General features: G+C 71.1%; 13 protein-coding genes. 2 read left to right on the top strand and 11 right to left on the bottom strand.

Going from position 1 to position 15,910, the window contains the following annotated elements; genetic code table 11:
• Window positions 1–14: 14 nt before the first annotated feature.
• Window positions 15–1,031 carry an RDD family protein gene (locus GA0070560_RS06825; protein WP_245675388.1) on the top strand — a complete coding sequence of 339 codons (1,017 nt, stop codon included), beginning with the start codon at window positions 15–17 and terminating at the stop codon, window positions 1,029–1,031.
• 79 nt (window positions 1,032–1,110) lie between these two features.
• Window positions 1,111–1,254, top strand: a complete 144-nt coding sequence (locus tag GA0070560_RS28620; protein ID WP_170839306.1) for a hypothetical protein — start codon at window positions 1,111–1,113, stop codon at window positions 1,252–1,254.
• Between the two features lie 226 nt (window positions 1,255–1,480).
• Here the strand turns inward: GA0070560_RS28620 and ahcY are convergent, their stop codons facing one another.
• From ahcY to GA0070560_RS06770, 11 genes are all read right to left on the bottom strand, one after another.
• A complete protein-coding gene (gene ahcY / locus GA0070560_RS06820; protein WP_091292658.1) occupies window positions 1,481–2,968 on the bottom strand; it encodes an adenosylhomocysteinase in 1,488 nt (495 codons plus the stop codon).
• A gap of 289 nt (window positions 2,969–3,257) precedes the next feature.
• Window positions 3,258–4,421: a mannose-6-phosphate isomerase, class I gene (gene manA / locus GA0070560_RS06815; protein WP_091292656.1), complete on the bottom strand. Its 1,164-nt coding sequence runs from the start codon at window positions 4,419–4,421 to the stop codon at window positions 3,258–3,260.
• Between the two features lie 2 nt (window positions 4,422–4,423).
• The gene (locus tag GA0070560_RS06810) at window positions 4,424–5,410 is read right to left on the bottom strand and encodes a cation diffusion facilitator family transporter (protein WP_091292654.1); all 987 of its coding nucleotides are present in this window, start codon (window positions 5,408–5,410) and stop codon (window positions 4,424–4,426) included.
• 76 nt (window positions 5,411–5,486) lie between these two features.
• Window positions 5,487–6,683 (bottom strand): SIS domain-containing protein, encoded by a 1,197-nt coding sequence (locus GA0070560_RS06805; RefSeq protein WP_091292652.1) that lies wholly within the window; start codon window positions 6,681–6,683, stop codon window positions 5,487–5,489.
• The gene (locus tag GA0070560_RS06800; RefSeq protein WP_091292650.1) at window positions 6,680–6,865 is read right to left on the bottom strand and encodes a Trm112 family protein; all 186 of its coding nucleotides are present in this window, start codon (window positions 6,863–6,865) and stop codon (window positions 6,680–6,682) included. The genes GA0070560_RS06805 and GA0070560_RS06800 overlap by 4 nt, the downstream gene beginning before the upstream one ends.
• A 62-nt stretch (window positions 6,866–6,927) precedes the next feature.
• Window positions 6,928–8,310 carry a phosphomannomutase/phosphoglucomutase gene (locus tag GA0070560_RS06795; RefSeq protein ID WP_091292648.1) on the bottom strand — a complete coding sequence of 461 codons (1,383 nt, stop codon included), beginning with the start codon at window positions 8,308–8,310 and terminating at the stop codon, window positions 6,928–6,930.
• Between the two features lie 69 nt (window positions 8,311–8,379).
• A complete protein-coding gene (locus tag GA0070560_RS06790; protein ID WP_091292646.1) occupies window positions 8,380–9,474 on the bottom strand; it encodes a hypothetical protein in 1,095 nt (364 codons plus the stop codon).
• A 220-nt stretch (window positions 9,475–9,694) separates the two neighbouring features.
• The gene (nfi, locus tag GA0070560_RS06785; RefSeq protein WP_091292643.1) at window positions 9,695–10,417 is read right to left on the bottom strand and encodes a deoxyribonuclease V; all 723 of its coding nucleotides are present in this window, start codon (window positions 10,415–10,417) and stop codon (window positions 9,695–9,697) included.
• A gap of 26 nt (window positions 10,418–10,443) precedes the next feature.
• Complete coding sequence (locus tag GA0070560_RS06780; RefSeq protein WP_091292641.1) at window positions 10,444–10,653, bottom strand: hypothetical protein; 210 nt, start codon at window positions 10,651–10,653, stop codon at window positions 10,444–10,446.
• A 382-nt stretch (window positions 10,654–11,035) separates the two neighbouring features.
• A complete protein-coding gene (locus GA0070560_RS06775) occupies window positions 11,036–11,473 on the bottom strand; it encodes a hypothetical protein (protein WP_091292638.1) in 438 nt (145 codons plus the stop codon).
• Window positions 11,470–15,900 carry a toxin glutamine deamidase domain-containing protein gene (locus tag GA0070560_RS06770; protein ID WP_091292636.1) on the bottom strand — a complete coding sequence of 1,477 codons (4,431 nt, stop codon included), beginning with the start codon at window positions 15,898–15,900 and terminating at the stop codon, window positions 11,470–11,472. Before GA0070560_RS06770 ends, GA0070560_RS06775 begins: the two co-directional genes overlap by 4 nt.
• Window positions 15,901–15,910 lie beyond the last annotated feature (10 nt).

Below are 15,910 nucleotides of genomic sequence, written 5' to 3'. Positions count from 1 at the left end.
TGTTCACTGTGCGGGTGACCGCGCAACCACCGGTGTCCGCCCCGACCGGCACAGCCGGCCGTGCCCCGGCGTGGGCCGACGCCGGCCTGGTCAGCGGCGAGGCCGTGGAGCTGGACGTACGAGCCGCCCGACTCGGATCCCGGGTGCTGGCGCTGCTGCTGGACATCGTCGCCCAGGCGGTGCTGACGCTGCTGCTGGCGATCCTGCTGAGCACGCTGGCGGTGCCACTGCTGCCCTCGGGGTTGGTCGACGGCGCCTTCTTCGAGGGCCTCGCGACGGTCTTCCTCGTGTTCGCGCTGGTCGGCTACCCGGTGCTCTTCGAGCGCTTCTGCCACGGGCGTACGCCGGGCAAGATGGCGGTCGGCCTGCGGGTGGTCAGCGTCGACGGCGGCCCCGTCGGGCTGCGGCAGTCGCTGACCCGGGCGCTGGTCGGGGTGGCGGTGGAGTGGCCCGGCCTGGTGCTGCCCCTGCTGAGCTGGGTGGCCGGCGTGACGGTGATGCTGACCGACCGGCGCGGGCGACGACTGGGCGACCTGGTGGCCGGCACCATGGTGGTACACACCCGCACGACACGGTCGTGGCGACCGACACCGATGATCATCCCGCCGCTGGTCGGCTGGGCGGCCACGCTGGACCTGACCCGGATGGACGACGCGCTGGCGCTGGCCGTACGGCAGTACCTGACCCGGGCGCACGGGTTCGCCGAGCCGTCCCGGACCCGGCTGGCGCAGGGGCTGTGGAGCGAGATGGCGGCGGTGACCTCCCCGCCGCCGCCGCGGGGCGTACCGGAGCAGCTGCTGCTCGCCACGGTGCTGGCCGAACGGAACCGTCGGGGGTCGCTGCGGTTGCGCCGTACCCGGGCGGTGACCGCCACCCTGTGGCCGGAGCTGAACCCGGCCCCGCAGCTCACCCCAACGCCACGGCTCACCCCGGCGTCCGCCGCCGTACCGGGGTCCGCGCCGAACGCCGTTCGCCCGTCGGTCCCCACCGCCCGCACCGGCCCTCCGGCCACCCCGCCGACGCTCGGTTGACCATGAAGCTGCCATCCGGCGGGACGACGTGTCGTACCGCCAACGCCATGATCGACGGGGTCGGGAGGAGGGGGTGCGGGTGAGAGGGTGGGGTCCCTGGGTGGCGGTGCTGGCGGTGGTCTTCGTCCTCAGTGCGCTGCGCCTGCGCGCCCTCGCGACCGTGGTGTCGCTCGCCTGGCTGGTCTGGTGCGTCTGGACCTGGGTCCGCCCCGGCCCACGCTGACCTCCAGCGCCAACCGGTCGGGTGCCACGGCGGACGCGCCGGGCCGGGATCCACGGCCTCGGCACGGCGGGACGCCGTCGCGTCCCACGACGGAGTCGAGCACGGCGGCACGGGCCACCCGGACGCCGGGAGCCGGCGCGCAGCGCCGGGGGAGACCGGACGCGGGCGTACCCGAAGAACAGACCGGGCCGGCCGCGCGGCGGCCGACCCGGTCTGCGGGTGGGGCTCAGTAGCGGTAGTGCTCCGGCTTGAACGGACCCTCCACGGAGACGCCGAGGTACGCGGCCTGCTCCTTGGTGAGCTCGGTCAGCTTGGCGCCGAGGGCGTCCAGGTGCAGCCGGGCGACCTTCTCGTCCAGGTGCTTCGGCAGCACGTACACGCCGACGGGGTACTGGTCGGTCTTGGTGTACAGCTCGATCTGGGCGATGGTCTGGTTGGCGAACGAGTTCGACATGACGAAGCTCGGGTGGCCGGTGGCGTTGCCGAGGTTGAGCAGGCGGCCCTCGGAGAGCACGATGATGGCGTGGCCGTCGTCGAAGCGCCACACGTCGACCTGCGGTTTGATGTTCTCCCGGGTGACGTCCGGGCGCTTGGCCAGGCCGGCCATGTCGATCTCGTTGTCGAAGTGGCCGATGTTACCGACGATGGCCTGGTGCTTCATCCGGGCCATGTGCTCGTTGGTGATGACGTCGAAGCAGCCGGTCGCGGTGATGAAGATGTCGGCCTGCTCGACGACGTCCTCCAGGGTGGCGACCTGGTAGCCGTCCATCGCCGCCTGCAGCGCGCAGATCGGGTCGACCTCGGTCACCACGACCCGGGCGCCCTGCCCGCGCAGCGACTCGGCGCAGCCCTTGCCCACGTCGCCGTAGCCGAGCACGACGGCCATCTTGCCGCCGATGAGCACGTCGGTGGCCCGGTTGATGCCGTCGATGAGCGAGTGCCGGCAGCCGTACTTGTTGTCGAACTTGCTCTTGGTCACCGAGTCGTTGACGTTGATCGCCGGGAACAGCAACGTGCCGGCACGGTGCATCTCGTAGAGACGGTGCACACCGGTGGTGGTCTCCTCGGTCACACCCTTGATGGTCGACGCCACCCGCGTCCACCGCTGCCCGTCCTCGGCCAACGAACGGTGCAGCAACTCCAGGATGACCGCGTACTCCTCGGAATCGGCGGACTCGACCGGCGGAACCACACCCGTCTTCTCGAACTCGACACCCTTGTGCACGAGCAGAGTGGCGTCACCACCATCATCGAGGATCATGTTCGGACCCTGCCCGTCCGGCCAGTTCAACACCTGCTCGGTACACCACCAGTACTCCTGCAGGCTCTCCCCCTTCCAGGCATACACCGGGACACCGGCAGGAGCCTCAGGAGTCCCCTGCGGGCCCACCACGATCGCCGCCGCGGCATGATCCTGGGTCGAGAAAATGTTGCACGACGCCCACCGGACCTGCGCACCGAGCGCGACCAGGGTCTCGATCAGAACAGCAGTCTGGATGGTCATGTGCAACGAACCGGTGACACGCGCACCGGCCAACGGCTGCGCATCGGCGAACTCACGACGGATCGCCATCAGGCCGGGCATCTCATGCTCGGCAAGCCGGATCTCCTTACGCCCGAACTCGGCGAGCGACAGATCCGCCACCTTGTAGTCGCCCTCGGCGAGGGTGCTCGGCCGGGCGCCGCTGGTGGACGCCGGGAGGGTGCTGGTCATGGAAGCTCCTGTCGAACGTTGTGCTGCGCGACCCTCCACCTTACGCGCGTGCCCGTGGATCGCAGGGAGCACCGCCGTGAATGAACGCGGACAGCGCACGGGGCGGTCGGTGTGGACTGACTCTCCGTCCACGGCCGGCCGCCCCGTGCATCCCCCCGGTTTGGTTTCCCCCGCACGTTCCCGGACCTTCGTCACGACAACGCTGCGTACCCATAGACTCACACCGCGCCACCGACGAGTCAAGCTATTTCGGGAAAGTCGGACTCGTGTCGTCCGAGCGAGGGTCAGGTCAGTGGGCGCCGCAGGTGGCGACGAACGCCTCACCCTCGCCGGAGAAGACCAGCGGTTCCGCGACAGCCGTACCCACGGCGGCCTGCCCCGGGCCGATGGTGACCACGCCGGCCCCATCGTCCACCGAGAGCTTGCCGGCCCGGCAGAGCACCACCCGGGGCCCCGGCAGCGGCAGCCGCACCTGCGGCGTGGCCGCGTCCACCGTCACCCGGTGCAGCGCGAAGTCGTCCACCGGCACGGGCCAACAGACCACCCCCGGCGCCACCGGCCGCGCGGTGACCACCGGATCGGCCAGCACCTCGAAACAGAGCACCCGCAGCAGCTCGTCGACGTCCACGTGCTTCGGGGTGAGCCCGCCACGCAGCACGTTGTCGCTGGCCGCCATGACCTCCACGCCGGTGCCCCGCAGGTAGGCGTGCAGGTTGCCGGCCGGCATCCAGATCCCCTCCCCCGGCGCCAGCTCCACATGGTGCAGCAGCAGCGCCACCAGCACCCCCGGGTCGCCCGGGTAGCCGGCGGCCAGGGCCCGCGCCAGCTCCGCGTCCGGGCCGGCGACGTCCGCCGCCACCACCGCCTCGACCAGCCCGGCCCGCTCCGCCGACGGCCAGGTCAGCAGCAGGCGTACGGCCTCCCGGAGCCCCGCCGGCCCGGTGCGCAGCGCCGCCACCACCGGCTCCAGCGCCGGTACGCCGAACGCGGCGAGCACCTGCGCCGACTCGGCCGGGTCCCGGAAACCGCAGAGCGCCTCCATCGGCGAGATGGCGACCAGCAGTTCCGGCTTGTGGTACGGATCGACGTAGTTGCGGTGCCCGTCGGTGCGCGCCGCGTCGGCGGCATGCCCGGCCCGGGCCTGCTCGGCGTCCGGGTGGGCCTGCAGGCTCAGCGGGGCGTCCGCGGCGAGCACCTTCATCAGGAACGGCAACCGGGTGCCGAACCGGTCGACCACCCGCTCGCCGAGCCAGTGGTCCGGCTCGGCGACCAGCAGGTCGACCAGGCTCACCCGGTTGCCGTCCCGGTCGACCATGGCCGGGGCGCCCGGGTGGGCGCCCAGCCACAGTTCCGCCTCCGGTCCGTCGCTCGGCACCGGACGCCCCTGCAACGCGGCGATGGCCGAGCGGGACCCCCAGGCGTAGTCGCGGATCGGCCCGTACAGCAGTTCCACGCTCAGCTCCCGGCCCGCTCCGACACCTCGTCCGAACCGGCCTCGGACCGCACCGCGCCCGCCCGCCCGGCAGCGGCCGGGTTGTAGATGTCCGGCTCCAGGTAGATGACCCGGGCGAGCGGCACGGCGGCCCGGATCCGGGCCTCGACGGTGTTGATGTCGCGGGCCAGCTTCTCGGTGTTGTCGCAGGCCGGCACGCCGATCTTCGCGGCGACCATCAGCTCCTCCGGACCCAGGTAGAGCGTCTTCATGTGGATGATCCGCTCGACCTCGGGGCCGTCGGTGACCGCCCGCTCGATCGCGGCCACGTCGTGCTCCTCGGCACCCTCACCGAGCAGCAGGCTCTTGGTCTCGATGGCCAGGATGATCGCGATCGCCACCAGCAGCACACCGATCATCGCGGTGCCGGCGGCATCCCACTTGCCGTTGCCGGTGATCAGGGTCATGCCGACGCCGAAGAGGGCGAAAACCAGACCGACCAGCGCGCCCAGGTCCTCCAGCAGCACCACCGGCAGCTCGGGAGCCTTGGCCCGGCGGACGAACTTCACCCAGGACTGGTTGCCCCGGACATGGTTCGACTCCACGATGGCCGTCCGGAAGGAGAAGGTCTCCATGATGATCGCGGCCACGAGCACCACGACCGGGACCCACTGCCAGCTGGTGATCGGCTCCGGGTGCGACCACTTGTGGTACGCCTCGTAGAGAGCGAACAGACCACCGACGGTGAACAGCACGATCGACACGATGAACGCGTAGATGTAGCGCTCCCGGCCGTACCCGAAGGGGTGCTGCGGGGTGGCCTCCCGCTTGGCCCGCTTGCCGCCCAGCAGCAGCAGGCCCTGGTTGCCGGAGTCGGCCACCGAGTGGATCGACTCCGCCAGCATCGACGACGAACCCGTCAGCAGGAAGGCGATGAACTTGGTGACGGCGATGCCGACGTTGGCCAGCAGGGCGGCGACGATCGCCTTCGTCCCGCCATTTGCACTCACGCCGCCGCTCCGCTCCGCTGCGCGGCAGCGCGAGGCACCACACCGCTGAGCCGAATGGTTCGCTCCCTACGGTCGCTCACTGGTTTGCCAGCTCCTTCATTTCCGTGATCGCCGGGACCGCCATCGGGTCCAGGCCGTGGGCCAGAGCGAGGTAGATCGAGGCGAAGTCGGGCACCGCGACCAGCGAGGCGAGCCGCTCCAGCGCCGAGCCCCCCTCGGCGGTCACCACGTCGCAGCGCACCCCGCGCCGCTCGGCGAGAGTCTGCACCGCGTCGGCGCGGCGCTCCTCGACGGCGAGCGGCTCGTCGGTGTCGTCCTCGGCGTTCAGGCCACCGTCGCGCAGCAGCACCAGCCGCAGCCGGGTCGGGTCGGCCTCGACGTCGGCCGGGTCGGCGAAGATGTCCCGCGTCGACTCGACGAGCCCGCCGAACACACCGTCGAGCAGGCCGACCCGCCCCCGGCCGGCCTCACCGAGCGCCCCGGTCACCACCGGGTAGCGGGCGTTGGCCGAGAGGGTGTCGCCGAACCGTCGCGCCGCGACCGTGGCCAGCGGGGACGACCCCCAGACGATCGGGATCGACCCGGCCAGCCCCAGCGCCAGCGACTTCGCCGGGTTGACGAAGGACTCGGCGGTCGGGCGGCACCGGTCGGCGTCGGCGTCCAGCCGGGCCGCGGTCTCCGCCAGATCCGCCTCGTTGACCTTGACGAGGCCGAGCGTGCGGGCGGCCAGCAGCACCGGCACGGTGAGCGCCCAGAGGCTGGCCCGGGCCGGGGCACGCCGAGGCACCGGGATGAACGGCGCGCGGGCCCGCTCCGCCACCGACTGCAGTTGTGAGTCCGGCGCGCCGACCGCGACCAGGCGGGCGCCCCGCCGGTGCGCGGCCTCGGCGGCGCCCAGCGCCTCGGGGCTGCGGCCGGAGGCGCTGACCGCGATCACCACGTCGGCCGCGCCGACCCAGCCGGGCACGCCGGCACTGCGGTGCGGGATCACCGGCACCGGGCAGCGCGGCCCGGCGACCGTGGCAAGCACGTCACCGGTCCGCCCGGCGGTGCCGATACCGGCGATGACGACCGCGCGGGGGCGGCCCTCGTCCTCCAGCAGCTGAAGGTTCGCCTCGGCGGCCAGCGCCGCCGACTCGCGTACCTGGGCGCCAGCGGAGGCGGTGAAGCGGAGCATGCCGCCCGGATCCTGCTCGGCGAAGGTGTCCGGGTCGTCCAGCACGGACTCGTCGGCCACCCGCCGGCCGCTGACGCCGGCCGTCCCGTCCATCACTGCTGCGCCTCCGGCCCGCCGCGCGCCTCGTCCAGCAGCAGCACCGGCACGTCGTCGCGGACCTCGAAGACGCGGCCGCACTCGGTGCAGGTCAGGGTCTGCGCCTGCGCGTCATAGTCCAGCGGGGCGTGGTGTGTGTCCGGGCAGGCGAGGATCTCGAGCAACTGCGGGTCCAGGGCCACGGTGCGGCTCCTTCCACTGTGCGGTCGTCGTCGGCCGGCGGTGCCGACCGGCGCTGGGGATCTTATCGGCGAACCCGCTCCAGCACCTCGTCGCGCAGCGAGATCATCCGCTCCTCGGTCGGGCCCTCGACGTTGAGCCGCAGCAACGGCTCGGTGTTGGACGCGCGCAGGTTGAACCAGGCCCCGTCGGGGAACCGCAGGGTCAGCCCGTCCAGCTCGTCGACCTCCGCCTCCGGGTACGCGGCGCGCACCTCGGCGACCTTCGCCGCCTGGTCCACCACCGTGGAATTGATCTCACCGGAGGCGACGTACCGCTCGAAGACGCTGGCCAGGATCGACAGCGGCTGGGACTGCTCGCCCAGCGCGGCCAGGGTGTGCATGGCGGCGAGCATGCCGGTGTCGGCGAACCAGAAGTCGCGGAAGTAGTAGTGCGCGGAGTGCTCACCACCGAAGATCGCATTGGTCCGGGCCATCTCGGCCTTGATGAAGGAGTGGCCGACCCGGGCCACCACCGGCTCGCCGCCGTGCTCCCGGATGATCTCCGGCACCGCGCGGGAGGTGATCAGGTTGTGGATCACCGTGGAGCCGGGGTGCTTGGCCAGTTCCCGGGCCGCGACGAGGGCGGTGATCGCCGACGGGGAAACCGGCTCGCCCCGTTCGTCGACGACGAAGCAGCGGTCAGCGTCGCCGTCGAAGGCCAGGCCGATGTCCGCGCCGTGGTCGACCACGGCACGCTGCAGGTCGACCAGGTTCTTCGGGTCCAGCGGATTCGCCTCGTGGTTGGGGAAGGTGCCGTCCAGCTCGAAGTAGAGCGGCACGATCTCCAGCGGCAGGGCGGGCAGGGCGGCATCGCCGAGCACGGTGGGCACCGTGTGCCCGCCCATGCCGTTGCCCGCGTCCACGACCACCTTCAGCGGTCGGATGGTCGACAGGTCGACCAGCTTGCGCAGGTGGGCGGCGTAGTCGGCGAGCAGGTCCCGCCGCTGGGCCGGGGCCTGCGGCTCACCGGCCGGACGCTCGCCGCGGTCCAGCAGGGCCTGGGCCCGGTCCCGAATGTCGGCCAGGCCGCTGTCCTGCCCGATGGGACGGGCGCCGGAGCGGCACATCTTGATGCCGTTGTACTGCGCCGGGTTGTGGCTGGCGGTGAACATCGCCCCGGGCAGGTCCAGCGCGCCGGAGGCGTAGTAGAGCATGTCGGTGGAGGCCAGCCCCAACTCGATCACCCGCCGCCCCTCGGCCCGGACACCGGCCGCGAAGGCAGCCGCCAGGCCGGGCCCGGTGGCCCGCATGTCGTGCGCGATCAGCACCGCCTCACCCGGCTCGCCGCTGGCGTTGAGGACCTGGGTGAACGCAGCCCCGAGGGCTTCAGCCGTACGCTCGTCCCACTGGTCGGGCACCGTCCCCCGGACGTCGTACGCCTTCACGATCTGGGACAGGTCAGACACCGGTTCAGCTCCTCGGCAGCAGGTCGTCAACGAACCTGAGCGTAACGGAGCGGACGGGTCCGTCCCGTCCTAGCCGGGCAGGCGGGGCATCACCGTGGTCGCGTCGCCGCCCGCGGCCGCCGGAGGCGGGTTGTGCGGGGTGGGCGGCGCGGAGGTGGGCCGGTCCGGCGCGGGGTGCGGGCGGTCCGGCGCGGCGGGGGCGCCGTACACGCCGCTGGTCGGGCGGGACGCCGGGTTGACCGTCGGGTACGCGCCAGGGCTGCCGTAGAGGCCGTTGGAGCGGGGCGCGGGAGCGGCCTGCTGGCCGTACACCTGGCCGGTCGGTGCCGGGGCTCCGCCCGGCAGCCCGCCGCCGGAGCGGTAGGTGGTCGGACCGGGGTTGCGCGGCAGCGGCACGCCCGGGTAGGCCGACGGCTCCTCGACGTGCGAGCGGTCCTTACGGTTGTTGCGGACGAGGAGGGCGATCAGCCCGACGCCGACGGCGACCAGGGCGATGCCGAACCACATGAGCATGGATCCTCCGGAGGACTCTTCGGCAGCGGCGGTGGCCTGGCCGGTGGTCGGGGCTGCCGGGACGGCCCGGGTCGGCTCGTCCGTGGCAGGGGTCTCGATCGCGCTCGGGCTGGGGGTCGGCGTGGGCTTCCTGCTCGGCGTCGGGGAGGCAGCCGCCCGACCACCGACCCGGGAGGTGTCGACGGCCCGGCCGATGAGCCGGCCGACCGCGGTCGTCGCCTCACCGACCACCTCCAGCCGGCCCGCGGGTGCGCCCGCGACGAACGCGATCCGGTACCGGACGGTGATGCTCTTCCCCTTGCACAACGTCGCTTCGGCCGGCGAGGTACGGGCGGTGGCCACGCTGCCACCCCCACCGGAGACCGGCACCGGGAACCAGCGGCCTCCGACGTTCACCTGTACCCGCACCTGGTCCGGGTTCAATCCCCGCAGGCGCAGCCCGAGCGAACTACGCAGCTGCACGCACCCGTCGGTGCGCTTGCGCACCTCCAGGGAGGCGCCGCCCGGAGAACCGCCGGCCGCGAAGCTGCTCGCCACGCGCACCCCGACCCGGTCGGAGTCCGCGTACCCGGGGGCGGCGCCGACGACCAGCAGGCCACCCAGCAGCGCGCCCGCCGTCACCAGGCGCGCCAGGTGCCGACGCACCGACATCTCCACCTCACCGTCTCTGCCCCCGCTGGGGTCCGGCGGTCAGGCTACTACCGGGTCAGGGGGTCCCCCGCTCATTGAACGCTCCACATGTGTGCGGCATTACCCTGCCGGCCGTGGCCTGAATCACGCCAGCCGCGCAACGGCCCGCTCGCCGGCGCCGCCCGGCCTGCCGGCGCCGCGTCTGTTGCCGGTGCCGACGTCACCCGGTCCGGTGCCGACGTCAGCCCGGGCCGCCCGGTCCGAGGCCGGCACCGCCCGGTCCGGCGGCAGGAATGGCAGCGGCGAGGGCGTCGCGGCAGAGCCGGTCGGCGGTACGGGTGGTCTCCGGCAGCCGGTAGCGCGGGGTGAGGGCGAGCACCTGCTCGACGGCGTTGTCGAGACTCATCCGGTGCCCGACGCTGACGAAGACCGGCTTCACCCCGTCGCGGGTACGCAGCACCCGCCCCACCGTCTCGCCCCGGTCCACCAGCGGTGCGCTGGCGCCCCGCTCCCGCGCCGGCTCGGTCCACTGCCCGACCAGCGGGGTCTTGCCCACCCCGATCGCCGGCAACCCGGTGACCACGCCCAGGTGGCAGGCCAGCCCGAACCGACGCGGGTGAGCCAGCCCGTGCCCGTCGCAGACCAGCAACTCGGGACGGGTGGTCAACAGGTCCAGCGCGGCCAGCAGCGCCGGCAGTTCCCGGAAGGCGAACAGCCCCGGCACATACCCGAACGCCGGCCGTCCCACGCTGACCGCCCGGTCCACCACGGCGAGCGTCGCGGTGTCGAGCACGGTCACGGCCGCCGCGAGCAGGTCACCGCTCTCCGCGTACGCCACGTCGAGGCCGGCCACCGTCGCGGGCCGGAGCGGACCCGGCCCGACCAGGTCGGCGAGCGGTCGCAACCGGTCCTGTACGGCCACCGCCTCGGCCACCGTGCGCGGCTGGTCCTGGCTCTGACACACATCTTCGGATCGGCTGGCATGACCTGTCACGGGGTTACGTCGCCCATCCCCGACCTGTCCTTTGCCCGACCACCCTTGCTCATGGCGCCGAAGGCGACCGCAAAGGCGACGCCGATCGCGATCCCGAACGCCACCCCCGAGGCGTCCTGGAACACGGTCAGGCCGATGACGACGCCGAAGAGGAGGCCCAACCCCCAGGCGGCGGACTGCCGCTTCGTGCTCTCGGAACTCGTCATCACTTGATCCTATTTGGCCGCTGCAAGCTGGTGTCGCGCCTGTTGAGCCGCGCTCCCGGGCCGGCGCGGGAGAAGCTTCCGACGTGAGCGCAAATGTGGCTCAATCCGAGCGCGGTACCCCGCGACACCCGGAAGCCGATCTCCACGCGCAACTGACGAGGCTGCGGATCGCCGCCGAAGAGCGCCCGCCGGCCAGGGCGAGCGGACCACCCGGTCACTGGTCGACGCAGCCGTCGATCCGTTCCCGGAGCAGGTCGGCGTGCCCGTTTTGACGGGGCATGCTCCTCGAGCATGGGCACCCAGCAGCTCGCGTAGCGAGGTGCTCAGGTCGCCCCGGCTGTCTTGACGCCCAGGTCCGGGGACTGGTCGACATCGAGCAGGGTTAGGCGGCAATACCAGGATCCGCTGCTCGGTCACCGAAATTTCGCAACTGGTCCTCGAACATCACGAAGGTCCTGCGTCGGATGCCGGCGATGAGAGCTCGCTCCTCCAATGTCAGCGATCTCCCCTCCCGCCTGCTGGCATCGATGATCGCATTAACCGTCTCATAGAGTGCGAATACCGGACCAGTTCCAGTAAGATGGTCGGCACGGTAGCGCTCGACATCCTGGACGAATTCCGCCGGGGTGCGCTTGAATATCTCCCCACCACGGGCGAAGGAAACCTCTTCGAAAAGGTCGTTCTCCTCGCGCCACCCGCCGTCGTCGCGCGAAACGCGCCATACGCACACACCGCCGTCACGCGTCGCCAACAATTTGACGGGCGAGTCGTAGTAAGAGTAGTAGGAAGGCAGCACCAGACCTGGCGCACCACTAGTCAAGGCATCTCCTCGTACGTCGAGAGCAACGCACGCCAAAACAACTGCTGCTCATGTCGCAGGATCCTCTCGGCGATCGCTTTCTCCATAACAGAAAGGGCCCGGTTCTCCTTGCGAGCAAGGCTCTTGAGGTCACGACGTACCTCAAACAGCGCATGCTCCCAGCCCGCAACCTCGTCGAGGACGGCGAGGTGCAGCCTGAACTCCGCGAGATGCCCGTTCGACATCTCAAGGACGAGCTGAATGTCACGATAGCCACTGTCCTGCGGGACAACGAACCTATCCTCGTACCGCACGATGCGCACGCCAGGGTGATCCCTCAGACGACTGAGTGCTGCGTACACCTGATCCAGCGACTGGAACTCCACCTTTGCCGCAGCCAGGTCGATCAGCTTCGCGGCATCACCTCGATACTTCTCGATCTTGTCTTCGGCCCGCCGACGGTCCTTGGGCTTCAGACGCCAGCCGGGGCGGCCGACAACCTCGTCATCGACGCACGCCAGCTCTTGCGCGAGCCTGTTGAGTTCCGCCTGGGCGACGGCGGCCGATGCATATAGATCGTCAAGGTAGGCGCTGCAGTAAGCAGCATCACCCAGCCGGCTCCGGTCGAACCCTGGCTGCCTGACGTTCTCCCCGTCCGCCTCGACGCTGGCACTGATCTGGCGATGGTCGTCCGACAGCGGCGTCGGAGCAGGCAGGGGCGGATTTCCAGCTACGATCGCGGCCGCACCCTGTTCAGTGATTCCATCGAGCACCGAACCGAGGACATTGATCGCCTGCTGGTGCCCGGCGAGGTGATGCAGCGTCACCGGTCGAGCCGTGAGCGAGTACGCCAACTCGGGTGTGTCGAGGACCATACGTACGAGGTCAGGCTGCCGGGTCAGTTGGCGGACCAGCACCTCGGCGAGCATCGGTTCCCCGCGTGGCGGCGCCCGCCAGGTGTCGTCCAGCATGTGCCTGACTTGTGGGTCGGCGAAGAACCGAGCCACATCCTTGGCCGCCGCCTCGTCAAGATGCGGGACAAGCCGCCGCAGCGTCGGGACGTCGAGATGTGCCGCAACCTCCGCAGGCGTGATCCCAGCGAGGAAGACCTGGCCGAGATCCCGGCTGACTGCTATGGCGTCGCGTGGTGATGCTCCAGTGGAGAGCCGATTCGCCACGGCCCGATCCCGCTCCCGCCGCAGCACCTCCTGGTCGGCGTTCGGTTCGCCTCGACTCGGAAGCGGGGCAGGTGGAACACCAGGAAAGGGTTCTCCCTCTGAACCAGACACTGGTGCAGCGGAGCCCGGTCCGTCGAGCAGATACAGGCGGTTCAGGTACGGGTCCCCGGCTCCCGCCAGTTCGTCCGGCACCGACGGATAGTCGGGCAGGTCCGGTAGGGCGCTGAACCGTCCACGGGCCAGCCCGCCAAGTGGCATCGGCCGCCCGTCCCCACCGAGTATCAGCACGTCGATGCCGACAACGTTGTCCTCGTGGGCCACCCCAGCGTGCCCGTACAGCGGCTGGTCACGGACCGCGCCGCTCTGCGGATCGAGGTAGAGGATGGTGCCGTTCTGGTTGAGCGCGACCCAGGCGTGCGAGCCTCCGCTCTCCCACTCGGTGATGAGGAAGGCGTAGCTGCCGTGGCCACCGAGTTGCAACTGGTACTGGAGGTTGTCGAAACGGCGGTTGACGGCGTGGCGCGTCAGGCTCGGGTTCCACTCCTCGTGTTCGGGGATCGCCATGAGCCTCTGGAAGCGCCCGCCGGTCACCTCCTCCACCCGGCCAGGGCCGCCCTGCTCGCCCATGATCGGCCGTGAGATGTCGCCGTCGGTGTAGCCGTCGAAGGTACGCGGCGCGGAGACGCGCGGCCGGCCGTGCATCCAGGTGTCGTAGAGCGACAGCGTGCAGTCGAGGCAGTTGATGCCCCGGGTGGGGTCGGCCTGCGATCCTCCGTCGTTGGCAAGCGCGAACCACCCGCCCTGCCGTGGGTCGGCGGTACGCACGACGCTGCCGTCGGCGTTGCGCGGCATCGCCCGTTCGAGGTCGGTCTGATGCAACGCGAGCGGCGGTCGCAGACCGCCCCACCGCCCGTAGGGACGGGATCGGTCGATCGGTGGTGGGTGGTCGTCCCAGGTCAACGCCGACCGGTCACTCGTCTCCACCGCACCGATAGCCAACTCGGCGACGTCATCGTTGATCCGCTGGAAGTCGGCTGGATCGTCAATGACAACCTGCTCCGGCACGACCCTGCCGTCCCGAACCGCGTCCGCCCAGTCGGTGAAATCGTACGAGTCCCGCTCCGCGACGCTGCTGGCCTTGAACATGTGCTCAGCGCGGAGCGTCAGGCCTGCCTCGACCAGTTGGCGTGCGCGTCGTTTCAACCACCGCGCTCGGTCGAGGTAGTGACTTGCTGATTGCAGAAGATGAGCCGCCAGATCCCTTCGCCGCCTGTCTTCGTACCAAGCGCGTTGCGACTCGAAGTAGCCCTGGTAGCGGCGCCGCTCCAGAGCTTCACGTTCAGCGGCCCACTTGGCGGCATACCATTCCGGCGTCCTCGGACGAGGTTCCTCATTGCCAGGGCCCAGCGAGGGCGACACGGGAGGCGGCACGTCGGACGGTGGCGGGGCCGCCGTTTTTGGGGCCAGTACCTCCAGCTCGGGGAAGCGGTTCAGCTTCCGTGCCGTGCTGGCGTCGCCGTTTCGCTCCGTCGTCGCGCCGGCCGGCTTCGGTGTCGAATCCGCACCGATCTCCGAAGACTGCCCTGGATGGGAGGGTGCAGCGGCGGTCGAGGCAGCGGAGTGGGGTGCCGCCACCGGTGTATGGAACGCCGCTGTCCAGGCACGACCGTTCTGCGAATCGAGAGGTGGTGTGCCGCCGGTTAACGATGTGCCCCCGGCCGCCACACCGGCGGATGAGACCGAAGTCGCGGATACCCCCACGCTGCCAGAGACCATTGCCGTCGCGGACGACGTCGCGGGTGCAGGGGTCACCGGGCCGGCTGTCGCCATGGTGGCCGTAGCCATCTGTTGGGCTGTCGACTGACCCGCCGTCGCCGGCATGTCGACCGGCTGGTGCGGAAGCGACGACAGACGCTCGGCCACCGAGGAAAGCGTCGGGCTGGCCGAGCTGGAGTCGCTCCCGGTCGAACCGTCGGCGCCAACAGTGCCGAGCGACACGGCAGCGTTTGCCGTCGATCCCAGGTCCTCGACTAGAGCGGGCGACGCGCCCCTCGTGGCGGCAGCAGCCGGGTCAGGCTGCATGGCGGACACCGGGCTGTCGTGGACGCCTGCGGAAGCGACACCAGCGCTCGACACGGTCGGCGTGGACGTGTCCGCATCAACGTCTGGTGCGCTCCGAGGGGAGGGAACCTCGCTTACAGCCGTCACTGGTGGCGCAGGCGGTAGGTCCATTGATGGAACAGGCGCGGCGAGCGCGCCCAACTGGCTGTCGAGGCGGGCACGCAGCGCCGCGTCCGCCTGGCCGGTCGCGGAGCCGGTGGCACCGGAGACGGCAGCCCTGGCCGCGTCCTCCAGCGACAGCGTGCCCTGGCCGGTCGCCAGGCTCGCCGCCCCTTCCGCCATCGTCTCGCCGGTCATCTCCCGACCGAAGTGCTCGGCGATCCGCCCGCCCCGGCCCTGGGCGTGCCGTCCCAGCCCGGCCAGGGGCGCCACCGCGCCACCGGCCAGGCCACCGACGGCCGACGCGCCCAGGTCGGCCATGTCCAGGCCGTCGCGTCGCCCGGTGGTGTTCTGGTACGCCTGCGTGGCGAGGTTGATCCCGGACTCCTCCGCCGCCTCCTCCAACCCGCCCTTGAGGGAACGTTTGCCGAGCCCCCGCATGCCGTCCTTCGTCACCTGCTTGGCGGCCCGCTCCCCGGCCTCCTTCAGGCCGGCCTTGAGCTCCTTCTTCGCGAGCTGAGCCAGCAGGCGCTTGAAGATCTGCTGGACCAGGACCCGGGTGGCGGTGATCGCCGCTGCGGCGGCCGGCGACGCCGCGCCTGCGGTCAGCACCGCCGCCACGGCCAGCGAGATCAGCTCGACGACGAGGATGCCCAGCTCGATCCAGACTTCCAGCTTGGCGCCCTCGATGTCGCAACCGCACTCCTCGACGAGCCGGCCCAGGTCGCTGCTGACCGCGAGCAGGACCGCCAGCGGAGCGTCGTCGCCCTCGGCCACCCGCCGCCAGGCCGTGTCGAACGCCTCGGCCACCAGACCGACACCGCCGTACCCGCTGCGCACCTCGGCGGCGGCGGTGATCGCGTCGTCCCGGGGACCGGTCAGCGTCGAGGCCACCGCGTACCACTGGTCGGCGAGGTCCCAGACGGCGCGCTCGTCGCCTTCGGGCCACTCCACCCCGATGACCCAGTCAAACGCCTCGTAGACCCAGCCCGGCAGGTCCCAGGGGCTGTACTGGAGCGGATGCGGAATCGGGCTCGGCAGGATGCTCACGCCTGGTCCT

The organism is Micromonospora halophytica, assembly GCF_900090245.1.
GTDB classification, from domain to species: Bacteria; Actinomycetota; Actinomycetes; order Mycobacteriales; family Micromonosporaceae; genus Micromonospora; species Micromonospora halophytica.
This window is presented reverse-complemented; position numbering and strand designations above follow the sequence as displayed.